We start from the raw sequence: 22,714 nt of genomic DNA on the forward strand, positions 1-22,714 counted from the left end.
GTTACTCCCGGTGTCCATTGGTTAGGAATTCAGCAATCTGGTCGGTGAAGCGATCTACGTCAATCGGTTTTTCAATGTAACCATCACAACCGGCTTGGAGAGTGCGTTCCTTATCCCCGCGCATGACATTAGCGGTTAAAGCCACAATTGGCACTCCGCGCAGGTGTTCCTGGGTTTTGATTGTCCGGGTAAGCGTATAGCCGTCGATGTCAGGCATGTTGATGTCCATCAGGATCAGGTCGGGGCGATGGTTGTTGAGGATGCTGAGCGCTTCGGTGGCATTGGCGGCTTCAAGGACGTTATAGCCACTGGCTTGCAACAATCGCCGTACCAGGGTGCGGTTATCCAGATTATCTTCAACATAGAGGATGGTTTTTCCCGTTTGCATAGTGACCTGCCTGCAGAATGGAGGAGGGTGGTTATGGGGTAAAAAAGCCCCTGCCCCTGTAATCAATGGATTTGTGTTTTCCATAAAATTATAGTGAGATTTTGGAGATAAAACAGCCATCCTTGCGAAACTGTAATGTAATCGCAAAGTGTTTCTAACCAAACAAGAGCATCCTATGCAAAGTTTGTGCCAGGGCTTGTTGAAGTGAAAGGGGAAGAAGAAAAGCCACTACCTAATGAAATAGATAGTGGCATTCACTCTTGAGAGCGGGCGACGGGATTCGAACCCGCGAATCTCAGCTTGGAAGGCTGATGCCTTACCCCTTGGCCACGCCCGCAATTACACTAATAATTCTAATCGGCGCCTGCGCTGCGGTCAAGGAATCGCGACCAAATAGGATGACCTTATACTGGTTCCTGACATACTTGACAAGCGGATACCCAATAGTTCTGATAACGGTCGAGTTCGTTGATCATGAGAGCCACACCGCAACTCGCTAGCCGTTCCTTTTATAGGGTATAATTTGCGCGGAACGTCAAATCGTGATATTTGAAACTTTTGGCGTCTAAGGAGTAGGAAGGTTGGCGATTAACCCCCTGAATTGGCTTTTGGGCTTGTTTTCCCTGGATATTGGAATTGATCTGGGGACGGCCAACACGCTCGTTAACGTACGTGGTAAGGGGATTATCATCAACGAGCCCTCGTGGGTAGCCGTTGATAAACGTACCAAAAAACCGCTCGCGATTGGCTTGCAAGCCAAAGAGATGGTGGGACGCACGCCCACCAATGTCATTGCTATACGCCCCCTGCGCGATGGGGTAATTTCGGAATTCGAGATCACCCAAGCCATGTTGGGCTACTTCATCGGCAAGGCGCACCAACAAACCATTGTTCCAATGCCACGCCCGCGTGTGGTGGTGGGTATTCCCTCAGGCGCCACCGAGGTGGAAAAACGTGCGGTGTATGATGCTGCAATGGCGGCGGGCGCGCGAGAGGCTTATCTGATTGAGGAGCCTAAGGCAGCTGCGCTCGGGGCGGGTTTGCCTGTGGCCGACGTGCGGGGTAGCATGATTGTGGATATTGGGGGTGGGACGACCGAAGTGGCGGTGCTCTCGATGGGTGGGGTGGTCGTATCTCGTTCCTTGCGGGTGGCAGGGGATGAGATGGATCAGGATATCATTCAGTATATCCGCAACAAGTACAATTTGCTTATTGGTGAGCGCATGGCCGAACAGGTCAAAATCAATATCGGATCGGCATATCCACTGCCCACCGAAAAAACAATGGTGGTGCGTGGGCGCAACCTGATCAATGGTCTTCCCGAATCGGTTGAAATCTCTTCGGTAGAAATCCGCGAAGCCATTGCCGGCTCAGTGCAGGTTATCGTGGATACGATAAAGGACGCCTTGGACGAAGCTCCGCCGGAGATTGTTTCCGACCTCATGGAGACGGGCGTATGTTTAGCTGGCGGTGGGTCTCAACTGCAAGGGTTGGCGGAGCGCTTGACCGATGAACTCAACCTCCGCGTTTGGGTGGCTGAGGATCCAATGACCTGTGTTGCCCGTGGTACAGGGATCATCCTGGAAGACCTGGATCGTTTCGCAGACTTCCTGGTGGATCTTGACCGCAATAGTCGCGGCTAATTCGCTTGGAGCATCGGGGTTGGCAGGAAGGCAATTTGACGGTATCCTAAACCCATGAAAGCGCTGGTGTCGCGGTTTTGGCAAACCGCCTTTGTGCTGATTGTTGCCGGTGGGTTGATTCTTCTGGCATTAAGCGGCTACCTGCAGCCCCTCTTACGTAGTGTGATGTCACCGTTGGTAGGGGTACAGCAATGGATTTCAAGCCGCTATATCGCGGCTTATCAGTTCTTGACGGCTCCGCGGGATATGGCCGCGCTGCAGCAACGGAATTTTGAACTGGAACAACAAGTGGCTGAGCTGCAGGCTCAGGTGATTGAATTACAGCAGCAACTCCGCGAGGCTCAGGTCATTTATGCCTTGCTTGATTTTGCCCGTTCTCATCCCCAGAATCAATATGTCGCTGCCAATGTCATTGGCCGTGATCCAAGCCCTTTCCTTCATTACATTATTATTGATCGCGGCTCCGATGATGGGATTCGCCATGGGATGCCGGTGGTGACGAATCTAGGGCTGGTAGGACGTATTGATGCCGTCACCGCAGGCGCAGCGCGGGTGCAGTTAATCACGGATCCAAGTGCTGTCGTCAACGTGCGTCTTCAGAGTAGCAAAGTAGAAGGGCAAACTCATGGTTCGGTGACCGGTGAGATCAGCCTGGAAATGATCCCTCAGGATACGGTGATTCAGGTCGGAGATCTGGTGTTAACCTCAGGATTGGGCGGAACATATCCCCCTGACATCTTGGTTGGGCAAGTCAGCGATGTGCGCAAACAACCAAATCAACTGTTTCAGACCGCGGTTGTACAGCCTGTGGTTGACTTCACTGCACTTCAAGCCGTTCTGGTGATTACGAATTTCCGTCCGGTTCAAATTGCGCCTCTGATCCCGACCCCCATCCCGTGAGGTAAAGGATGTTAGCCGATTGGTTGGCTTTTCCGCTATTAGGGGGGATATTAATGATCCAAAGTGCGATCATTAGCCGTCTCACCTTATTGAATGGGAGCGGTGACCTTATCTTGCTGGCGCTCATTGCTTGGGCGTTGCATGAGCGGGTTCCATCCACCCTGGTCTGGGTACTGGTAGGTGGTCTGCTGGTGGGGTGGGTTTCCGGACTCCCTTTATTTGTGCCTTTGGTTGGGTATGGGATTGTCATGGTTCTGGCTAGGGTTATTCGCCGTCAGGTCTGGCAAATTCCTCTCTTGGCGATGCTTTTTGTCACATTCTGGGGCACCTTGTTCTACCATGCCTTGACAATCGTCACATTGCAGTTTAATGGCACACCTATTCCATGGGCAGATGCACTCACCCATGTTACGCTGCCCAGTCTATTTCTTAATCTTATTTTTGCCTTTCCGGTGTATGCTTTGATGAACGATCTGGCAAATTGGTTGTATCCAGAGACGGTGGTGAGACATGCATGAACCTATTGAACATCCCCAGCCTTTTGAGCATTGGCGGTTGACCGTTTTTTACGTGTTGGTTGGGTTGGTAATTGGTTTCTACATCTTGCGACTGTTCAACTTGCAGATTCTTCAGGGAACGAACTATCGGGTGCGGGCCGAAGATAACCGCACGATGGAGATCAGTACGCCTACCCAACGCGGTTTGATCTACGACCGAAACGGTTATCTACTGGCCAAGAACGTGCCTTCTTACAATGTGGTGATTACGCCCGCCGAACTTCCAACCGATGAAGGGGGGATCCAAGAGGTTTACCGCCAACTTTCCCAACTTATCGGCGTGCCGGTAAACAATGGCGAGATAAATGAAGAAACGGTACGAAACTTCACCCCGTGTGCCACGGACTTGGGAATTGCGCAAATCGTTTATATTGGTGATACAAATGCCCCTTACAGTCCGATTCGCATCAAGTGCAATATAGATCAACAAACCGCGATGATCATACGTGAACGTGCGGCGGACTTGCCTGGCGTTGGTATTGAGGTTGAATCGGTGCGTGAATATCCTACCGGTTCGTTAACTTCAACCATTGTGGGCTTTCTTGGTCCGATACCAGCCAGTGAAGAAGCGGATTATCGGGCGCGAGGGTTTCTGCCCAATCGTGATAAAGTGGGATTTGCCGGGGTGGAGTATTCACTGAATGACCTTTTGATCGGTCAAAATGGCAAGCGCGTGGTTGAGGTAGATGCAGCGGGTCAGATTTTACGCGATTTGGAGCCTCCAGTACAACCTGTGCCGGGATATTCGGTCAAACTAACCATTGACACACGCTTGCAGGCAGCGGCAGAGGCGGCGTTGGTCAATTGGATGGATCGCTGGAACCGCTACTTTGGTGAACAACGCTACACCAGCGGGGTAGTGATCGCCATGAACCCGAAAACGGGCGAGATTTTGGCGATGGTCTCATACCCCAGTTATGAAAATAACCGCATGGCACGCTTCATTCCGGCGTACTATTATGAACAACTCCAACGTGATCCTTATCGTCCTTTGCTCAATCATGCCATTTCTGCTGAACACCCACCGGGTTCGGTTTTCAAATTGGCCGCAGCGCTGGGAATTTTGAATGAAGGTGTGGTCACCCCGGAGCAAAAAATCAATGATCCGGGGAAGATCACCGTCGAAGAACGTTTTTTTGAGAATGATCCGAATCCGCGCACGCGGGACTATGTGTGCTACATTTATAAAACGACCGGTGGGGGACACGGTGATTTGGATTTCATCCATGGTTTGGCTCAATCTTGTGACGTTTACTTTTACAAGGTAGGAGGTGGATATAAAAACGAGGTTCCCAAAGGATTGAATATTTGGCGCTTGGGGGAGTACGCTAAAGCCATCGGGTATGGACGGGTACTGGGTATTGAACTTCCCGGTGAGCAAGATGGTTTGATCCCGGATCCAGACTGGAAGCGCATCAACGTAGGCGAAAACTGGTCGACGGGTGATACTTATATTGCGACCATTGGCCAGGGTTATGTGCTGTCCACGCCATTGCAAGTCTTGGTTTCCATGGCGACCATCGCCAATGATGGCAAATTAATGAAGCCCACCATTGTGCGTGAAGTTCTGGACAGTGAAGGTAATGTGGTACAACCTTTTGAACCGAAAATGCTGTGGGACATTACCCAAGACCCGGTGATCCATGTTTATGACGAGAATTTCCTGCAAACCGGGGAAATGAAGACCGTTGCGCCCTGGGTGGTTAAAAAAGTGCAGGAAGGGTTGCGCGAGGTGGTTGTTAGCGGAACGGCTTCAACCATTTTCGAGGGCTTTCCTATTCCTTCGGCAGGAAAGACGGGCACAGCGGAATATTGTGATAACGTGGCTCAAAAGAAGAATCTGTGCCAACCGGGTAATTGGCCGGCACATGCCTGGTATGTGGGGTATGCACCATTTGATAATCCTGAGATTGCGGTCGTAGCCTTTGTCTATAATGGGGATGAAGGTGCTCGTTTGGCAGCGCCAGTCGTACGTAAGGTCATGGAGGCCTATTTCAACCTGAAAGAGGTGGATACCGAAACGGTAGGAAGTAGCCAACCTTAAGATGGCAGTTGGAGGAATAGGTTACCTCTGCTATAATGGTAGGCGGTATGGCCCCAAGTGATACGAAGGTATCCTCACCCTCAACTGCGGCAGACCGTCGGGTTCAAATCAAGGGCATCCGCGAAGGTCTGTTGGTGACGTTTGGCGAAGGCGAGTGGTCAGACCTCCAATCTGCATTGTTGGCCCACATTCAAGAACAAGCGGTGTTCTTCAAAGGGGCACGGCTGGCTATTGATGTGGGCAATCATGTCCTTCGTGCGGCAGAGTTAGGCTACTTGCGTGATAAGTTGAGCGATTTAGAAGTGTCGCTGTGGGCGGTCATCAGCAATTCGCCAGTCACCGAACGTACAGCGCAGGTCTTGGGCTTAGCAACGCGTCTGCCGTTACCGCGCCCTGAGCGTGTGGCACGCCGCGGGGAGACAGAATTAGAGGGCGAAAATGCGGTTCTCGTCCAGCGGACGCTTCGCTCGGGTTACCGTTTGAGTACGCGAGGTCATGTCGTCGTTATTGGCGAGGTGAACCCCGGCGCTGAGATTTACGCTGGGGGAAGCGTCGTGGTGTGGGGACGCTTGCGGGGCACCGTTCATGCTGGCATCGAGGGTAATACCCAGGCTGTGATCTGTGCTTTGGAAATGGCACCGGTTCAATTACGCATAGCCGATCAGGTTGCCGTTGTCCAAACCGGAAAGCGGCGTAAAAGTGAGCCTATGATGGCGCGTTTAGAGAACGGCCAAATCATCCTGGAACCATGGAAACACAAATAATCGCGCGGAGAGGAAAGCGGAATGGTCGCTAAGGTGGTAACGGTGACATCTGGCAAAGGCGGGGTGGGTAAAACGACCACCACAGCAAATGTGGCGGTCGCCCTGGCTGCTTTGGGTCAGAAAGTCGTGTGTATTGATGCCGATATCGGGTTGCGCAATCTGGATGTGGTATTAGGTTTAGAAAATCGCATTGTCTATGATTTGGTGGATGTGGTAGAAGGACGATGCCGCTTGCGCCAGGCGATGATCCGGGATAAGCGCTTGCCCGAACTCTACCTGATTCCCGCTGCCCAAACGCGCGACAAAAACGCCGTTTCTCCCAGCGATATGAGTCGTTTGTGCGATGAGTTGCGCCAGGAGGTGGATTGGATCCTGATTGACTCCCCGGCAGGAATCGAGCGAGGTTTTCGCAATGCACTTGCGCCGGCGGATATGGTGCTGGTAGTTACAAATCCGGAGGTTTCTGCAGTTCGTGATGCCGATCGTATTATTGGGATTGTGGAGGCGGAAGAAAAGGGGCCAGTGCGGCTTATTCTCAACCGCGTTAACCCTACCCTGACTCGCCGCGGGGATATGCTTAATGCGGATGATGTCTTGGAATTGCTGGCGGTGGAGTTGATCGGTATCGTGCCTGAGGATGAGAGCGTGATTATCAGCACAAATAAAGGACAGCCCGTTGCCCTGGATGGAAAATCGCGGGCCGGGTTGGCTTTTCAGAATATCGCCCGGCGATTGATGGGTGAGTCAGTACCTTTCCTAAATTTGGATGATGGGGATGGTTTTCTCAAACGTCTGACACGGTTATTCCGCTCCGGAGGATCTACAGGATGAGTAATTGGTTGGAGCAGTTGTTAGGGAAGAAATCTAAAAGCGCTGACCAAGCCAAAGAGCGCCTTAAGCTCGTCCTGATTCATGATCGAACGGATCTTTCACCCGCAGTGCTGGAGAGCCTGAAGAACGAGTTATTAGCGGTAATCTCTAGACATGTGGAAATTGATCCCGGAGCGGTGGTGATAAACTTAACCCAGGATGGGCGGGAGCAGCGCCTGGTTGCGGATATTCCGTTACGGCCGGCGCGCCGCCCACGGAGTGGATGAAGTAGGTTAAGTCAATGATTCTACGACGCGAAACCTGGCGCCGCTTTGATTTCTGGCTCTTCGGCGCAGTGCTGATCCTGTGCATTTTTGGCATCATCATGATCCGTTCGGCCATTGCTGGGAATGCTCAATTAGCCGAATCGGTTACACGCCAAATCATCTATGTCTCAGTCGGTTTGGTGGTGTTACTGGGCACGGCTTTGATAGATTACCGCATATGGGGGTCTTTGACGCGCATTCTTTATGCTGTGGCGTTGCTCTCATTGATTGGCATTTATATTCTGGGACGAGCGCTTTTCGGTTCGGCGCGGTGGTTTGACACGGGGGTGATTCTGATCCAACCCTCTGAACTGGTCAAAATCATCATGATTCTGGTCCTGGCCGATTATTTTGCCCGCTCCGCTGACGCGCCAAAAAACCTGCTCTGGATTCTGCGGAGTTTCCTCTTGACGGCTGGTGTTGTGATCTGGATTCTGCTCCAGCCCAATCTGAGCACCTCGATTGTCATTATGGTGATTTGGTTTTCCTTGTTATGGATCAGTGGATTACCCTTGCATTATCTGGTCATTTTCATCCTTTTGGGCCTCATTGGAAGTGTGGCGGCTTTTCCATTCCTGGCTGATTACCAGAAAGAACGGATCTTAAGTTTCCTCTTTCCTGATCCCAACGCCCGCCATGGTAACGTCTATAACGTGGAGCAAGCGCTCATTGCCATTGGCTCCGGGGGGTTGTTGGGGATGGGTTACGGCAATGGCACCCAAGTGCAATTGCGTTTCCTCAAGGTCCGACATACCGATTTCATTTTCTCTGCGATGGCCGAAGAGTTCGGCTTTGTTGGCACGGTGGTTGTCATTGCACTATTGGTGTTTGTCATTTGGCGTTGTTTATATGTGGCTCGCCACGCCAGTGACCGCTTTGGAGCGCTGATCGCCTATGGGGTGGCCACGTTATTATTCTTCCAAACTGCCGTCAATATTGGCGTCAATCTGAATGTCATCCCAGTCACTGGTTTAACCCTTCCCTTTGTCAGTTACGGGGGGAGCTCGCTGCTTTCTCTGGTGCTGGCGATTGGATTGGTGGAAAGCGTGGCGGTCCATCGCACCACACTCGATTTTTAATGGAGGCGTATGAACGATTATTCCAAACCGGCTCGTACCCGATTTGCCCCTTCGCCCACCGGTCATTTACACTTAGGTGGGGCGCGTACTGCACTTTATGCCTATTTACTGGCGCGTAAGACTGGCGGTCAATTCCTGTTACGGATTGAAGATACCGACCGCAAACGGCTGGTGCCTGGTGCAGAAGAAGAGATTATGGAGGGGCTGCGCTGGCTGGGGATTGAATGGGATGAAGGCCCAGATATTGGTGGCCCTTATGGCCCTTATCGCCAATCCGAGCGCAAGCATATCTATCAGCAATATGCTCAACAGTTGGTTGAACAAGGACATGCCTACTATTGTTTTTGCTCCCCGCAGCGTTTAGAAGCGATGCGCCAGGAACAGCAGAGACGCAAGGAACCTCCGCATTATGATGGCACATGCCGCCGATTGGATCCGGCAGAGGCAGCGCGCCGTGTGGCTGCTGGCGAACCCCATGTGATTCGCTTCAAAACCCCCAAAGAGGGCACAACTACGGTACATGATTTTCTGCGCGGCGATATCACAGTGGAAAACCGCACCATTGATGATTACATCCTAGTTAAATCGGATGGTTATGCGGTTTATCATTTGGCTGTGGTGGTAGATGACCATTTGATGAAGATCACCCATGTGATCCGCGGTTCTGAATGGTTACCCACTTTCCCTCTACACGGGCTGATCTACCGTGCCTTTGGCTGGGAGGAACCGATTTGGGTACACCTTTCGGTTTTCCTTAAACCCAGTGGCAAAGGCAAAATGAGCAAGCGCGAAGCAGCCGATTTGATGAAAGATGGCTATTCGATATTTATCAAGGACTTGAAGGGGCTAGGGTATCTACCTGAAGCGGTGGTTAATTGGATTGCTTTAATGGGATGGTCCTATGACGACCATACTGAGTTCTTTACGATGCAGGATTTGATTGAGAAATTTACGTTGGAACGGCTTAATCCTGCCCCGGCAGCCATTAACTTCTCAAAATTTGATCACTTCAACGGGTTGCATATTCGTGCTTTGCCCCCCGAAGAACTGGCGCGGCGGGTTAAGCCTTTCTTCCTTGAACGGGGGTATCAGGTGGATGATGAACGTCTATTGCGCATTATTCCGCTCATTCAGGAACGCATTGGTGGGTTGGATGAAGCGCCAGATATGGCAGGTTTTTTCTTCAAAGAGGACGTTATCCCGCCGGCTGAAGATTTAGTAGTTAAAGGGCTAACTGCTGCGGAGTCCTTAGACCTGGCCCGGCGAATTTTGAAGGCTTTGGAAGCCTTGTCCGATATCCGGGCCGAGGTGGCAGAACCCTATATGCGCGAATTTGTGGCCGCCAGCGGCCTAACCGCAGGACAGGTGTTTGGATTAATGCGTGTGGCGATCACAGGGCAAAAGGTTAGCCCCCCGCTATTTGAGAGCATGGAAGTGATAGGGCGTGAGAAGGTGTTACAGCGTATGGCTCAGGCCGTGCGCTTACTCGAGACGCTGGTGCAGGAGGAAGCGTCGCCGCAAAGACCTCTGGACACACCCCCCGAGTCGTGATAAAATAGCAAACGTCAAACGCTGGGGGCTCGTCTAATGGCAGGACAGCAGACTCTGGATCTGCGTGTGGTGGTTCGAATCCATCGCCCCCAGCCTGAACATCCGATAGGTTGCCCTTTTATTGGGCAACCTTTTTATTTTTACAAGAAGTAAGACCTGGCAAGAGAATCCACATCGAACTTGGAATAAGGCATTCTTACCCAATCAAACTGGGCTGTCTGACCCAATGATCAGGCAGCCCGGTTGAATACCTGGCATTCGCTTATGGCTTTAAATCGTTCCCTCCTCGCACAGAATTTTGAGATTTTCTAGGGTTTGTTCAATGGCGCGTTCCTGCATTCGTTCAACCAGAAGGCGATTGGCAATGCGACCTAACACGGCACCGGGAAGGGTATAACTGATGTTGATGCTTACTTCTGTGCCATCATTCTTGGGGACGTAGTCCCATGTTTGTTCGCCGTCTAATGGGCCTTCAATTTTCCCCTTCCACTGCCCGCCATTCGGGCCAATGGAATCCACTAATACCCGACTGGTGACCGGGAACCGCATTCCTGCCATCAGGTAATAGTGTTTCACCACGGTTCCAACTTCTCCGTGTCCATTGATCTCTTCTGGTTCGCTGAGGCCAGCGTAAAACGTTGCCCAGCGGTTTGGATCTCTCGCCATCGCATACACTTTCTCCACAGGGGCATTAATGTAAATGCTTTTCTTGATGTGAGCCATGGTCATATCCTTTCCAGTACACAAAAAACCCAAAATGATTTTCCTTAGTTGATCCGGGCTATCCCGTTTTCCGGACATCATTTGCCAGGACGAATTGGTTCAGGCACGGCTGGGGAGGGTCCCCAAAGTTCCCCAAATGCGTTGTGGGTAACTCCATAGAGTTCGCTCAGCACTTTTTGATTTTCTTCATGAGTAAACCATGTTGACCAATCCTGTAGACTGGCAAACTCATAGGTAGCCACGATTTGAGGTGTACCCAGCCATCCGCGGTAGCCCCGGAATTCCACAACACCTGGAACCCCCAATGTGCGGGGGATAGCGTTGCTTAGCCAATTTAAGTAGGCATCTTCTTTTTCAGGGTGGATATTCCACTTCACAACATACAAGATCATCGAGAATCACCTCCTTTTCCAGTAGTTTTCGAAGGAACCTCGCTTTATGAAGATGGACCTATGTTCCCTTACGATTTCATGACTTTTTCCTCTTCATCAAACTTTTCCCCCAACCCACATATCTAAATCTCATCATAGTTACAGGGAAAAGGAACACGCCAGTCTCTGCTTTTCGTCCTTCTAATAAGCAGGATAACCTATCTCTATCCACAAAATGGCTACAAATAGTGGAAAAAGTGCTTCCTTACTGAATTAGTGAGAATCTTTGCACAAGATATCTCTGGCGCTGAAAAGGGTCGGAGATAAATTGAGATTTTTTCCCAATCAGATGTTTGGCTTGCTCGAGGTATTGGGGGGCTTCGTCAAGTCGGCCTAAGGCTTGTAACACTTTGGCGTGAGTTATATAAACTTCCTCAGTTGGTAGCCACCCTTCGTAGGCGTGAGGAAGAAGATGAACAGCGCGAGAGGTGTGTTCTAAAGCAGACTCCTGCTCTCCCCGGGCTAAAAGAGATAAACCCGTTTCCAACTCTGCCCAGATTTCGCATATTGGGAGGGAAAATTGCTGAGCAATACTTAACGCCTCGTCTGAGTAAGCAAGCGAATTTTGAAAATTTTCTGCTACTCGTTCAAACCGAGCCAGTGCCGCCAATCCTGCCGCCAAATTCTCGTTACATTGACTTATGCGCGCCAATTGTACGGCTTCGTTTAATATAACTCGGGTCAGTTCAAGGCGTAAATCAGAGAGTTCCACCAAACCCAAACCGATCAACGCCTCGGCCCAACGACGCCGATGAACTACCCCACGTGAATGGTCAACCGCATTCTGGAATCTAGCGCGGGCTTCAGGAATTTCGCCGAGGTGATAAAGTGCGAATCCCCAGCCGATTTCCGCTGCGATTGCACCATGTTCCTGGAGCAAAGCCCGATGCAACGGAGCAGTTTCTTGAAAACATTCGATTGCCGAAAGGTAATCGCCTTGATACAACTTCCAATAACCCGAGTAGGTACGGGCATAAACCACGGCTGGTTGAGCACTGATGCGGCGGGCCAATTGGAGGCTCTGTTCCAAATGGGTTTTGGCCTCCAGAAAATGGCCAAGTTTCAAGTGTAGGAAACCTAGATCCAGCTCTGCCCATGCCATGCCGTTATAGTCTTTATTCATTTGATGACAATGCAAAGCCTCCTGTTGATGAACCAGGGCTTGGGCATATTCCCCTCGATGAAGCAACATATATCCGAGATGATGTTCAATGGGTCCCCGCACTTTAGGATCGGGATCGGGACCGATGAAACTTTGAGCCATTTGAAGGGCAGAAAAACCCTCCTGGGGTTGTCCTAGAAGGTAATGGGCGAAGGCTATCTCGACGAAGAGAAGTGCCAGGGTTGAGATTGAAGAGGAAGATAAATCATCCATTGGGAGGGTTCGGGTTCCCTTTTCCGCCAGAAGGATGGCTTTTTCGTACTCACCTCCCAGATTGAAATAGCGAACCTGATGAAGCAAAGCGAGAAGAGACAACGTCTTTTCTGGAAGTTTTTCGGCCAGGAGCAGTACCGCTTTCAGGTCGGCATCCCGGTCGGTAAGCCTCCCTTGAAGGTAGCAATAAAAGGCATGTTTGAGCAAGACAAGACCGCGTTTCAAGATGTTATCCGGTTGGTTTTTTTGAGGGTCAAGTAGGTCTAACAGTGACAGCATGCGGCTCTGGTATTGCTCCGCTTCTTTCCAGGCGAAAAGTGCTTCGGCTTGTTGGATAGTCCGCTCATACCAGGATAAGGCTTGTTTGGTTTCCCCACCCAGATCAAAATGGTGGGCTACCAACCCCGGTTCTTCGGGAGTCAGCCGTGTAAGCATCCAACCCGCACGGCGATGAAGGAGCTGGCGGCGTAATGGACTAAGGGCTTCGTAAACGACTCGTCTAACCAGTTCATGGTGAAACCGATACTCCGGACCCTGCTCGATAACCAACTCTCGAGCCACCAGTTCATCTAATCCGTTCGCCACTTCCATTTCCCGACGACCAGCAATACCGCGCACAAGATCAAAAGTGAACCTGAGACCAGCAATGGCTCCAGCTTCTAAGATCTGACGGCCCAACGAACTCAATCGTTGAATGCGAGCCTCAACCGCTTCTCGAACGGTATCGGGCAGAGGGATCCCTTTTTCCGTGCCCCATTTCTCCGGCAGCCACCCTCTTTCCATCATGGTTTTTAGAACTTCGATGAGAAAAAATGGGTTTCCCCCGGAAACAAACCGGAGATGTTCTGCAAACTCTTCCCAGCCAGCCGTTACACCACCAGTTAAGTGCGAAAGAATTTGAAGAATGGAAAAGGTATCCAGGCCGGTTAATTGAAGTTCATAGAGTGCCTGGGCAGCGTGTAAGCCCTGACGAAGTGGAACAACCGTCTCTGCTTCTTCGCTGCGATAAGTGCCCAAAACCAATACGTGGTGTCCGTGGATTTGACGCCCCAAATGAATTAACCAATCGAGTGTGGCACTATCTGCCCAATGAAGATCTTCCAAACAAATAAGTAGGTAAGCATAGGAACGTAAAAACACAGGCGAGGTGGATAACCCAATGACAAAGTGGGTTAATGCTTCGAACAGCCGACTTCGGGCTTCTTCTGATGCAGCGGGTAGGGGTGGAGGAAGATCAGGATAAAACCTGCGTAGTTCTGGAAGAATACGAGTCACTTCTATTAACCAGATTTGATCCAGAGTTCGAGGTAGCCATTGGAGAAAAGGTGCTGGGGTATCTTTTTCCGTCAGACCACAAAGGCTGCGAAGGGCTTGGATAATAGGGAAGTATGGCAGCGTTCGCACTTCTGGACGAGCATAACCCATTAGGATAGCGGCATCTGTGCTCAAACGAGCGAGAAGCTCATGAACCAAACGTGATTTCCCAATACCCGCTTCTCCTGAGATAAGGATCACCTTTTCGGATCCTCCTCGTGCTTTCTGAATCGCTTCCTCAAGCTCCTCCATGATTTGGGAACGACCAACAAGGGGCACCTCCAACCCCGGCCCTGGTTTCCAGGTCTTTTTTTCTACCCATTTGAGGGATTTGCGCCCTTCAAGGGCATCCTGATATGCCGCATGTGTTTCAGGTAGTGGGCTGACGCCAAGTTCCCGTTCTAACGTGCGGGTGCAGGTTTCAAATTGGCGCACTGCGGCATTCCGATTGCCGGTAACCGCAAAGAGTTCGATCAAACGGCGGTGAACATCTTCGGCAAGGGGATCGGTGTCCAGATAGCGTTGGGCGTAAAAAATGGCCGATTCGATTTTCCCTTGTGCAGAGGTGCGTTCAATAAGTTCACCAAGCGCCAGAAGATAAAGACGTTCCAACGAATATCGTTGCTGAATCATCCATTCTTCAAATTCTGCCAGGGTGGGGAGCGAAAATCCCTCTAAAAAAGCCCCCTGGTAAAGTCTCACTCCTTGTTCGAGAGCAGTAATCAACACCTGTGAGATCGGGCTGCCTTTTTCTTGGGGTTGAGGCCCAAAACCTTGCCGGCTTAGGTTGGCGCAGAGGTGCTCGAAGGTTGCGACATCTGACCACACCCGTTGAGGATCAAGCCCTATCTGATCGCCCACAAAGATGAAAGGCTCTGGATCAGGTAAAGCGAGATGAAGATGAGTGATTAAGTGGCTGAGGTGACGACGAGCAGAGGCTTCTGATTCATCAGGCCAGAATAAATAACACAACCGCTCCCTTGGAATGGGTTGCATGGATGTTGCTAAACGATATAACAAGGCTCGCGCTTGACGGCGAGGAATTGTCAATAAACCGCTTGAACTCTCTACCCGGGGCGGTCCCAACAGGAAGATGCGCAGGTTCGTTAAATCCTTGAATGTCAATGCCGATTTATCTTGAAAGGCCACGGTTGTTCCACCAAAAGAAAACCCCGCGATGTTCCCTAGCAATCACCTCTCGTACGATACGGAAAGTCTGTTGGCTGCGAGAGGAGATTTTGGGACTGCCCAACGCGAAAAAGCAAGCCCTCAGTTGCCTCGAAAGGCACAAGCCTGCCGGAAATTTCTTTGTTTTGGTTGGGATATTTGATAGTTAAGTGATGAAACTCAAGTTATCCCCCATGACGGTGTGCTGGTGAGGCTGCGATTTGAGTTTTCCCAAACCATTTTTATGCCCCGCAAAACATGTGCCTAAAGGTGATGACCGCTTTCAGAATAACATGAATCGGAGTTAAATTCAAGAATTTGCTCCTTCTTACCAATACCTGAGTTCAATCCGCGCGGTGGGTTGTGAGGCCATTGCGGATGGAATCACCGCAATAAAGGCGAGTGATGGTTGGCCATCGGATTTCGTTTTTTAATCAATAACAGGTATTGGTTAGAGTATGACCTAGGCACCAAAAGTTTCATAATAAACCTTGTTGGCCTCATAGCGAGTGCGAGGTGGTTTGTGTTCAGCAGGGTGCCCAACCGCTAGTAAGCACAGCACGTGCCAGTTTGGGGGAATGTTTAGCAGGGTGCGCACTTTTTTCTCATATTCTGTGCGAGGGTAGATAGCAACCCAAACGCCACCCAATCCCAGCCCAGCCGCTGCCAGGAGCAAATTCTCAGCAGCAGCGCTACAATCCTCAATCCAATGATCCGAAAAGTTGGGATTACCCAGAACAGCGAAGACCACCGGTGCATCGGCGCACATAAACGCCCACTGCTTGATTTTAGCCAGCGCTCGGCGCCGTTCCGGCTCGCGCACCACGATGAAAGCCCACGGGCGTACGTCATTAGCCGACGGGGCAGCCATGGCAGCCTTGAGCAAGAGGTCTATTGTCTCGTCATTGACCGGTTCATTTGTATATTTGCGAATGCTGCGGCGGCGATATATATATTCGAGGATGAGGGGCAGAGACCGGGCGCGTAATTCTATCCTGTGGTTTTCAAGGTCTATGGTGGCATTGGAAATGGCAAAGGAGCGGGTTTCCTGGTCTGATAGCCATAAGGTTAACTCGGACGGGGTAAGGTCTAACTGCCTTACCCCTGATGTAAATTCACGGGGTTCTGTGCCTTCGCCTTCCTGGATGAGGATACGCCAAGTCTCGGCCATCGTCCCTCCTTTCTTCCCTCAGGCGGGTTGAGTGGTGTGTAACGCCTTCCACAGGCGTTCTGGAGTAACCGGGAAGGCATTTACCCAGATCCCGGTAGCGTTGTGAATTGCAGCCAGAATTGCGGGGGTAAGAGGGAGATAAGGCAATTCACCTAATCCGCGCGCTCCCCATGGGCCCCGGGGATCGGGTACCTCCACGATAACGGGCTCAACTTTTTCGGGCACATCCAAGACAGTTGGAATGAGGTAGGTGCTTAACTGATCGGTCAGAACATAGCCATCTTTCATAATAAAGTTTTCCAGCAAGGCGTAACCCTGAGCTTGCACCACAGCGCCCTCGATTTGGCCTTCAACCAACTGAGGGTTGATCGCCTGTCCTACGTCATCAGCGGAAACCACGCGGAGAATGCGTACCTGGCCGGTTTCGGTATCTACTTCCAGTTCTACGGCTTGGGCCACATAAGCGTAGGCAAAGTTTGGCATGGAATAACCGGTTTCTGGGGTAAAGGGGGTCGTTTTAGGAGCAAGATAGGTGTATTCCCCGATGGCAGGACGTTCCTCATCGTGCCATTTACGCAAAGCGATCTCCGCCGCGCCACGGATGGCGTTTCCAGCCATGAAGGTCATGCGTGAGGCGGAGACACTACCTGCGTTTCCCATGTTGAGCGTGTCGTGGGTGATTAAAGTGACCTTTTCCACCGGCACACCAATCGCTTCAGCCGCCATCTGCACCATGACGGTATGTGTGCCCTGTCCAACCTCGGCACCGGCATGGTGGAGCACCACCCGTTCGATTTTTTCGGCACCGTGTAATTCAATGCGAGCCCAACAGTTTTCCTGATAGCCGAAACTGAACCCCACGTTCTTGAAGCCACAGGCAAACCCGATCCCGCGTTTCAATGTTGCCTTGGGGTCTTGTTGAGCCAATTCACGTTTGCGTTGCTCCCAGCCAAATCGTTCGGCTGCGGCTTGGATCACCTCCAGCACGCTGATTGGCCCCGGTGGGGTGGTGCCTACGGCCAAAGTTTGACCTTCACGCAAGGCGTTTTTGAGACGAAATTCCACGGGATCCATGCCCAGCACTTCGGCCAATTTGTTCATCTGCATTTCGGCAATAAAATTGCCCTGGGGTGCGCCAAATCCACGGAAGGCACAAGTGGGTAGATTATTCGTATAAACTCCATACACATCGGCTTTTACATGGGGAATATAGTACGGTCCCGTATGGACAACCGTAGCATTGCCCAGTACCTTATTGGTGGTGTAAAGATAAGCACCAGCATCGGCAATGACCTCGGTTTCGGCAGCCACAAGTTTACCCTCGCGGGTGGCGCCCCATCGCGCACGAACGTACATGGGATGGCGCTTCCCGTGCCCGATGATGGATTCGCGCCGTGACCAAATGATCTTCACCGGACGGTTGAGTTTCCAGGCCGCCAGGGCGAGGACAATTTGCACCGACATATCCTCGCGCCCACCAAAGGCACCCCCAATGGCAGGGTAAATCACCCGCACCTTTTCCAACGGCAAATTCAATGCGTGGGCAATCTGCTTTTGATCGGTGTGCGTCCATTGCCCGGCCACCTGAACTGTAATTCTCCCTTCTTCGTCTACATAGGCCAAGCCCGCCTCGGGTTGCAGGTAGGCGTGTTCCTGGAAAGGTAATTGGTACTCGCTTTCAACAATGACATCGGCTTGGGCAAATCCCTCGTTGATGTCTCCTTTGCGAATCTTGTAATGAACACAGACGTTGGTATCACCACGCTCGGGGTGGATAAGCGGCGCACCGGGCTTCATGGCTTCCCGAGGATCGGTGACCACCGGTAAATCTTCATACGTGATTTCAATCAGGTTGCAGGCAGCAGCGGCGGCTTCTTCGGTTTCAGCAACTACCAGGGCGACCTGATCACCTACAAAGCGAACGACATCAGCACCAGGTTTATCCGAACCCGGACCGCAGAGCACTGGCTGATCGGGTTGTTGAAGGCCGTACTCGTTCACCGGTACATCCTTAGCGGTAAAAACTGCGACAACGCCTGGGTAGGCTTCCGCTTTTGAGGTGTCAATGTTGAGAATGCGGGCATGGGGTCTTTCGGCAAAGCGTATCTTCATATGCAGCATTCCTGGCATTGAAAGATCACCAGGATATTTGGCTTGCCCGGTTACTTTGCTAACAGCATCAATGCGAGGGACAGGTTTTCCGATGACGTTATATTTTGTGTTCTCCATGGCAGCCTCCTGTGGCGAGAATCCAATCACACACCCTGTTCCAATTTTATGGTAAATTGTTCTCGAGGAGCAAGTTACGTTTGTCTTAAGTCAGACATTAAGCCAGACCATTTCCCTGGTGAGTTGAGCCTGAATATGGGATAATAAAACAAACCTTGTTGATAGGAGCGTGCATCATGAACGGACGGAATGAACCGAAAACTGAGACAATCGCTGAGACCGAAAATTACATGGCCTGGCGGGCAGAAGAACCCGATGGCGAGATGACCTATCATTTGGAACTGGGAAATTTCACCGTCCATTTCTTTCAGGAAGAATGGGATGAGTTTTTACAACTGATGCGAGCGGTTATCGAAAGCGAAGAAAAGGGCTAAACTAGGCCCGTTACCCTGTTATTGGTGTGCCAATATGTCAGCCCTGCGCATCGTTTTCATGGGCTCACCTGAATTTGCGTTGCCAACTTTGCGGGAACTGGCCGCGCATTATACCGTTGTGGGTGTGGTGACCCAGCCGGATCGCCCAGCGGGTCGAGGGCAAAAATTAACCCCACCCCTGGTTAAGGTGTTAGCCCAATCGCTGGGGCTGCCAGTCATTCAGCCGGAGAAACTGCGCCAGCCCGAGGCCATGGCCCAACTGCAAGCCTGGCAGCCGGATCTCATCGTTGTAGCGGCATTTGGACAAATCTTACGCCAGAATGTGCTCGACCTACCGACTTTTGGTTGTCTTAACGTGCATGCCTCGCTATTGCCCCGTTGGCGCGGTGCGGCGCCGATTCAGGCGGCTCTACTCCACGGCGATAAAGAGACTGGGGTGACCATTATGAAAATGGATGCTGGGGTGGATACCGGACCCATCTTGAGCCAGCGGCGTGAGCCGATTCGCGAAGATGACAACGCCGCTACATTAAGCCAGCGTTTGGCGGAACTGGGTGCGCAGTTGTTGATCGAAACCCTACCCGAGTATCTTGCCGGGCATATTACCCCCCAACCTCAGGATGAGAATCTGGCTACCTACGCACCCCTGCTTAAGAAAGAAGACGGACGTCTGGATTGGCATTTACCTGCGGAGGCATTGGTGCGCAAGGTGCGCGCATTTACCCCTTGGCCGGGAGCGTTTATGGAGTTTCGGGGCTTACCCCTGAAAGTGTTGCGAGCGCACGTCGAGGCTACAGAATCGCTTCAGCCCGGCCAGCGCGGTGTGCTAAACGATTTTCCGGCTGTTGGTACGATATCGGGAATCCTGGTTCTCGATGAGGTCCAGCCCGCCGGAAAACGCCCCATGTCGGGTAGCGACTTTCTGCGGGGTGCGCGAGATTGGGAGCGCGGAGAGGCCTGATTTGCGATCGGTCACCTTAGCATCTCCTTCGATCCCACGCTGGTCGTTTCTGTGCATTGGGGCAGGTGCGCTCGGAACGTATATAGGTGGAAGCCTGATGCGGGTCGGCCAGCGTGTCGTGTTCCTGGTGCGCCCGGCGACGGCTGAAATCTTGCGGGCGCGGGGTCTGCGCCTTGTTTTAGAAGGAACCACCTATGCCCTCTCCGAGCCGCTACTGGCAACTTCTTTGGACGAAGCCCTAAGGTTGGGGCCTTACGACATGGGCTTGGTCACAATTAAGGCGTATGATATTGAAGATTTGGTTAAGGCGTTGCTTCCTTACCGTGCGGCGCTACCGCCTTTGGTGTGTTTGCAAAACGGTGTTGAGAGTGAGGCGCACCTGGCACAAGTCGTGGGTGAAGCCAATGTCATAACGGCGACGCTAACCAGTGCAGTCAGCCGCCCTGAGGTGGGGGTGGCGGTCGTGGAACGTTTGCGGGGGATGGGAGTGGCACGAGGGCATAAATTGCTGCCCCCTTTGCTGGCGATCTTGAATGCTGCCGGGTTGCGTGCGCGTGAATATCCGGACGCTACGGCGATGAAATGGTCCAAACTTTTAACCAATTTACTGGCAAATGCTTCAGCGGCGATTCTCGACATGAGCCCGGCAGAAATCTTTGCCCATCCCGAGTTGTATGCATTAGAGGTAGGCCAGATTCGCGAAGCCCTGGCCGTCATGCGCCGATTGGGGTTGAACGTGGTAAATTTGCCGGGAGCCCCACTGCGTTTATTAGTAACGTTTATGAGCACTTTGCCACCGGATATCAGTCGCCCTATACTAAGCCCTTTCCTCAGCCGCGGACGGGGACAAAAAATGCCCTCCCTGCACATTGACTTGCATGGCGGGCGGGGTAAAACCGAGGTGGATTATCTCAACGGCGCTGTCGTGCGTTTCGGTCAGCGCTTGGGAGTGCCCACACCCATCAACCGGGTGCTCAACGAAACCCTGTTAGCCCTTAGCCGCGGTGATTTGCCGAAAACCCGGTTTCAAAGGCGTCCTGAGGTATTGCTCGAGCAAGTTCGTCAGACTATGGGATGATCTTTATGAATGTACCAGCGTGGGTTACGGATGCTATTTTTTATCAAATTTTTCCCGATCGCTTCGCCAACGGAGATCCGGACAACGATCCGCCGAACGTGCGACCCTGGGGTTCGCCCCCTGATCTGTACCACTTTCAAGGGGGAGATCTAAAGGGCATTCTGCAACGCCTGGATTATCTTCTCGATTTGGGAATCACGGCCATTTATCTTAATCCGATTTTCCTCTCTCCTTCCACTCATCGCTATAACACCACAGATTATTTTCGCATTGATGAGCGCTTGGGAAGCATGCAGGATTTTGAGCAGCTTTTGGATTATGCCCACCGCCAGGGGATACGGATTATCTTGGACGGCGTTTTTAATCATTGCGGGCGGGGTTTTTTCGCCTTTGTGGATGTTCTGGAGAATCAGCAGCATTCGGCTTACCGCGACTGGTTTCACATTCATAAATTCCCCCTCAATGCCTATTCGCGCGGACCCGCGCGTTACGAAGCTTGGTGGGGCATTAAGAGCCTACCTAAATTCAATACGAGCAACCCGCGGGTGCGGAATTACCTCATGAGTGTGGCGCGCTTTTGGACAGAGAAGGGCATTGATGGCTGGCGTTTGGATGTCCCGAATGAGATTGACGATGACACATTCTGGGCCGAATTTCGCGAGACCGTAAAGGGGATCAACCCTGAGGCCTATTTGGTGGGGGAGATTTGGGAGGTCAACCCGCGTTGGGTTAGCGAAGGGCACTTTGACGGCTTAATGAATTACCCCCTGCGTGAAGCGATTTTGCGCTTTCTCAACCGCGAGCATACAGCCAGCCAATTTGCTCAAGAGGTTGAGCGCATTCTTAATGCTTATGCCCCTGAGAACCGCTTGGCCATGTATGTGCCTTTGGGCTCTCATGATACCCCGCGGGTGATGACCGTGTTGGGGGGACACCGCGAGGCTGTCAAATTGGCTTTTGCCCTTCAGTTTGCCCTACCAGGGGTGCCAGCGATCTATTATGGCGATGAGATTGGCTTGCTAGGCGATAAAGATCCAGATTGCCGGCGTGCCTTCCCCTGGGATGAGGCATTTTGGGATCAGGATCTGAGAGCGTGGGTTAAGCGGTTAATTCAGTTGCGCAAAACCCATATTGCGCTTCGGCAGGGTGAATTTCGCCTGGTCAGTGTTGAGGATTCGAGTCGCTGCGGTGCATTTGTACGGCAGCACTCTCATGGATCGGTGTTGATGGTGCTGAATGCGGGCGCTTCTGATCGTACCGTGGGCGTGAGTCTTCACTCGTTGGGGCAAGTAAGCGCGATGGCTCTTCACCCCTTGTTGGGAGAAAACTTCACCTGGCGAGTTGAAGATGGGCATCTCTGGGTGCATCTACCGCCATATGGCGTTTTCGAAGCGGCTTTTACGACTACCGAAAACAACTGACTAACCGTTGGCTGTCATTTGAGCAAAGATTTGGTTGGTCTTGGCTGCCATGATGAAGTCGTTGCGATGCAAGCCGCCGATGGCATGCGTCCACCAAGCTACGGTAACCTTACCCCACTCAGTAATCATCAAGGGATGATGTCCCTCGGCCTCGGCAATTTGTCCGATGCGGTTTGTGAAATCCAGGGCATTCGCAAAATCCTTGAATTTAAAGGTTCGTTGCAGGCGCTTTTGGTTTTCGACTTCAATTACCTCCCACCCCGGCACTTCCGGGAGCAACTGAGCAATTTCGTCGTCATTCAACGGTGGAACCCCTCCATGACATGGTACGCATTTTTCTTCTACCAGCGGACTCATCCTGACCTCCTTTTGGGACACAGTCTCTCGCACACCTTCATTATAGAGAGT

Annotated in this window: 20 protein-coding genes and 2 tRNA genes; 14 read left to right on the forward strand and 8 right to left on the reverse strand. The window is 51.7% G+C overall.

What is annotated here, in order from left to right; translation table 11 throughout:
- Window position 1: 1 nt before the first annotated feature.
- Window positions 2–388: a response regulator gene (locus QYE77_RS12875; RefSeq protein ID WP_315625841.1), complete on the reverse strand. Its 387-nt coding sequence runs from the start codon at window positions 386–388 to the stop codon at window positions 2–4.
- 265 nt (window positions 389–653) lie between these two features.
- Window positions 654–725: transfer RNA gene (locus tag QYE77_RS12880), tRNA-Gly, on the reverse strand.
- Between the two features lie 244 nt (window positions 726–969).
- On the opposite strand from QYE77_RS12880, the gene mreB reads away from it, so the two are divergent.
- From mreB to QYE77_RS12930, 10 genes are all read left to right on the forward strand, one after another.
- Window positions 970–2,031, forward strand: coding sequence for a rod shape-determining protein (gene mreB, locus QYE77_RS12885; protein ID WP_315625842.1), 1,062 nt, complete (start codon window positions 970–972; stop codon window positions 2,029–2,031).
- A 54-nt stretch (window positions 2,032–2,085) separates the two neighbouring features.
- Entirely contained in the window at window positions 2,086–2,931 is an 846-nt protein-coding gene (gene mreC, locus QYE77_RS12890) for a rod shape-determining protein MreC (RefSeq protein ID WP_315625843.1), read from the forward strand.
- Window positions 2,932–2,939: 8 nt separating this feature from the next.
- Window positions 2,940–3,449, forward strand: a complete 510-nt coding sequence (locus QYE77_RS12895) for a hypothetical protein (RefSeq protein ID WP_315625844.1) — start codon at window positions 2,940–2,942, stop codon at window positions 3,447–3,449.
- Complete coding sequence (gene mrdA / locus QYE77_RS12900) at window positions 3,442–5,532, forward strand: penicillin-binding protein 2 (RefSeq protein ID WP_315625845.1); 2,091 nt, start codon at window positions 3,442–3,444, stop codon at window positions 5,530–5,532. Before QYE77_RS12895 ends, mrdA begins: the two co-directional genes overlap by 8 nt.
- Window positions 5,533–5,579: 47 nt before the next feature.
- A complete protein-coding gene (gene minC, locus QYE77_RS12905; RefSeq protein WP_315625846.1) occupies window positions 5,580–6,296 on the forward strand; it encodes a septum site-determining protein MinC in 717 nt (238 codons plus the stop codon).
- Window positions 6,297–6,317: 21 nt separating this feature from the next.
- Window positions 6,318–7,127, forward strand: coding sequence for a septum site-determining protein MinD (minD, locus tag QYE77_RS12910; protein ID WP_315625847.1), 810 nt, complete (start codon window positions 6,318–6,320; stop codon window positions 7,125–7,127).
- Window positions 7,124–7,393, forward strand: a complete 270-nt coding sequence (minE, locus tag QYE77_RS12915) for a cell division topological specificity factor MinE (RefSeq protein ID WP_315625848.1) — start codon at window positions 7,124–7,126, stop codon at window positions 7,391–7,393. The genes minD and minE overlap by 4 nt, the downstream gene beginning before the upstream one ends.
- Before the next feature lie 14 nt (window positions 7,394–7,407).
- The gene (locus tag QYE77_RS12920; protein WP_315625849.1) at window positions 7,408–8,511 is read left to right on the forward strand and encodes an FtsW/RodA/SpoVE family cell cycle protein; all 1,104 of its coding nucleotides are present in this window, start codon (window positions 7,408–7,410) and stop codon (window positions 8,509–8,511) included.
- A gap of 9 nt (window positions 8,512–8,520) precedes the next feature.
- On the forward strand, window positions 8,521–10,062 hold the full coding sequence (gene gltX / locus QYE77_RS12925) for a glutamate--tRNA ligase (protein WP_315625850.1): 1,542 nt from the start codon (window positions 8,521–8,523) through the stop codon (window positions 10,060–10,062).
- A 22-nt stretch (window positions 10,063–10,084) separates the two neighbouring features.
- Window positions 10,085–10,155 (forward strand) — tRNA-Gln (locus tag QYE77_RS12930).
- A 177-nt stretch (window positions 10,156–10,332) separates the two neighbouring features.
- Here QYE77_RS12930 and QYE77_RS12935 read toward each other — a convergent pair.
- The 5 genes from QYE77_RS12935 to QYE77_RS12955 form a co-directional block, all read right to left on the reverse strand.
- Window positions 10,333–10,785, reverse strand: a complete 453-nt coding sequence (locus QYE77_RS12935; protein WP_315625851.1) for an SRPBCC family protein — start codon at window positions 10,783–10,785, stop codon at window positions 10,333–10,335.
- Window positions 10,786–10,862: 77 nt separating this feature from the next.
- On the reverse strand, window positions 10,863–11,177 hold the full coding sequence (locus QYE77_RS12940) for a putative quinol monooxygenase (RefSeq protein WP_315625852.1): 315 nt from the start codon (window positions 11,175–11,177) through the stop codon (window positions 10,863–10,865).
- A 244-nt stretch (window positions 11,178–11,421) separates the two neighbouring features.
- A complete protein-coding gene (locus QYE77_RS12945; RefSeq protein WP_315625853.1) occupies window positions 11,422–15,054 on the reverse strand; it encodes an ATP-binding protein in 3,633 nt (1,210 codons plus the stop codon).
- Between the two features lie 481 nt (window positions 15,055–15,535).
- The gene (locus QYE77_RS12950) at window positions 15,536–16,243 is read right to left on the reverse strand and encodes a nitroreductase family protein (protein ID WP_315625854.1); all 708 of its coding nucleotides are present in this window, start codon (window positions 16,241–16,243) and stop codon (window positions 15,536–15,538) included.
- Between the two features lie 18 nt (window positions 16,244–16,261).
- Complete coding sequence (locus QYE77_RS12955; protein WP_315625855.1) at window positions 16,262–18,472, reverse strand: xanthine dehydrogenase family protein molybdopterin-binding subunit; 2,211 nt, start codon at window positions 18,470–18,472, stop codon at window positions 16,262–16,264.
- Between the two features lie 176 nt (window positions 18,473–18,648).
- Here QYE77_RS12955 and QYE77_RS12960 point away from each other — a divergent pair, with 176 nt between their 5' ends.
- From QYE77_RS12960 to QYE77_RS12975, 4 genes are read left to right on the forward strand one after another with little or no spacing between them, the layout of a single operon-like run.
- Window positions 18,649–18,846, forward strand: coding sequence for a hypothetical protein (locus QYE77_RS12960; RefSeq protein WP_315625856.1), 198 nt, complete (start codon window positions 18,649–18,651; stop codon window positions 18,844–18,846).
- A 34-nt stretch (window positions 18,847–18,880) separates the two neighbouring features.
- On the forward strand, window positions 18,881–19,807 hold the full coding sequence (fmt, locus tag QYE77_RS12965; protein WP_315625858.1) for a methionyl-tRNA formyltransferase: 927 nt from the start codon (window positions 18,881–18,883) through the stop codon (window positions 19,805–19,807).
- A gap of 1 nt (window position 19,808) precedes the next feature.
- Window positions 19,809–20,885 (forward strand): ketopantoate reductase family protein, encoded by a 1,077-nt coding sequence (locus QYE77_RS12970; protein ID WP_315625860.1) that lies wholly within the window; start codon window positions 19,809–19,811, stop codon window positions 20,883–20,885.
- A 5-nt stretch (window positions 20,886–20,890) separates the two neighbouring features.
- A complete protein-coding gene (locus QYE77_RS12975; RefSeq protein ID WP_315625861.1) occupies window positions 20,891–22,306 on the forward strand; it encodes a glycoside hydrolase family 13 protein in 1,416 nt (471 codons plus the stop codon).
- On the opposite strand, the gene QYE77_RS12980 is transcribed toward QYE77_RS12975, so the two are convergent.
- A complete protein-coding gene (locus tag QYE77_RS12980) occupies window positions 22,307–22,663 on the reverse strand; it encodes a 4a-hydroxytetrahydrobiopterin dehydratase (protein WP_315625862.1) in 357 nt (118 codons plus the stop codon).
- Window positions 22,664–22,714 lie beyond the last annotated feature (51 nt).

It is taken from the genome of Thermanaerothrix solaris (assembly GCF_032334255.1).
GTDB classification, from domain to species: domain Bacteria; phylum Chloroflexota; class Anaerolineae; order Anaerolineales; family Anaerolineaceae; genus Thermanaerothrix; species Thermanaerothrix solaris.

What these genes read in the sequence shown, in the direction of transcription:
- mrdA (WP_315625845.1), top strand. Translation starts at nt 3,442, where the DNA reads ATGCATGAACCTATTGAACATCCCCAGCCTTTTGAGCATTGGCGGTTG.
- QYE77_RS12875 (WP_315625841.1), bottom strand. Translation starts at nt 388, where the DNA reads ATGCAAACGGGAAAAACCATCCTCTATGTTGAAGATAATCTGGATAAC.
- mreC (WP_315625843.1), top strand. Translation starts at nt 2,086, where the DNA reads ATGAAAGCGCTGGTGTCGCGGTTTTGGCAAACCGCCTTTGTGCTGATT.
- QYE77_RS12920 (WP_315625849.1), top strand. Translation starts at nt 7,408, where the DNA reads ATGATTCTACGACGCGAAACCTGGCGCCGCTTTGATTTCTGGCTCTTC.
- fmt (WP_315625858.1), top strand. Translation starts at nt 18,881, where the DNA reads ATGTCAGCCCTGCGCATCGTTTTCATGGGCTCACCTGAATTTGCGTTG.
- minE (WP_315625848.1), top strand. Translation starts at nt 7,124, where the DNA reads ATGAGTAATTGGTTGGAGCAGTTGTTAGGGAAGAAATCTAAAAGCGCT.
- minD (WP_315625847.1), top strand. Translation starts at nt 6,318, where the DNA reads ATGGTCGCTAAGGTGGTAACGGTGACATCTGGCAAAGGCGGGGTGGGT.
- QYE77_RS12955 (WP_315625855.1), bottom strand. Translation starts at nt 18,472, where the DNA reads ATGGAGAACACAAAATATAACGTCATCGGAAAACCTGTCCCTCGCATT.
- QYE77_RS12975 (WP_315625861.1), top strand. Translation starts at nt 20,891, where the DNA reads ATGAATGTACCAGCGTGGGTTACGGATGCTATTTTTTATCAAATTTTT.
- QYE77_RS12960 (WP_315625856.1), top strand. Translation starts at nt 18,649, where the DNA reads ATGAACGGACGGAATGAACCGAAAACTGAGACAATCGCTGAGACCGAA.
- QYE77_RS12950 (WP_315625854.1), bottom strand. Translation starts at nt 16,243, where the DNA reads ATGGCCGAGACTTGGCGTATCCTCATCCAGGAAGGCGAAGGCACAGAA.
- QYE77_RS12940 (WP_315625852.1), bottom strand. Translation starts at nt 11,177, where the DNA reads ATGATCTTGTATGTTGTGAAGTGGAATATCCACCCTGAAAAAGAAGAT.
- minC (WP_315625846.1), top strand. Translation starts at nt 5,580, where the DNA reads ATGGCCCCAAGTGATACGAAGGTATCCTCACCCTCAACTGCGGCAGAC.
- gltX (WP_315625850.1), top strand. Translation starts at nt 8,521, where the DNA reads ATGAACGATTATTCCAAACCGGCTCGTACCCGATTTGCCCCTTCGCCC.
- QYE77_RS12935 (WP_315625851.1), bottom strand. Translation starts at nt 10,785, where the DNA reads ATGGCTCACATCAAGAAAAGCATTTACATTAATGCCCCTGTGGAGAAA.
- QYE77_RS12895 (WP_315625844.1), top strand. Translation starts at nt 2,940, where the DNA reads ATGTTAGCCGATTGGTTGGCTTTTCCGCTATTAGGGGGGATATTAATG.
- QYE77_RS12980 (WP_315625862.1), bottom strand. Translation starts at nt 22,663, where the DNA reads ATGAGTCCGCTGGTAGAAGAAAAATGCGTACCATGTCATGGAGGGGTT.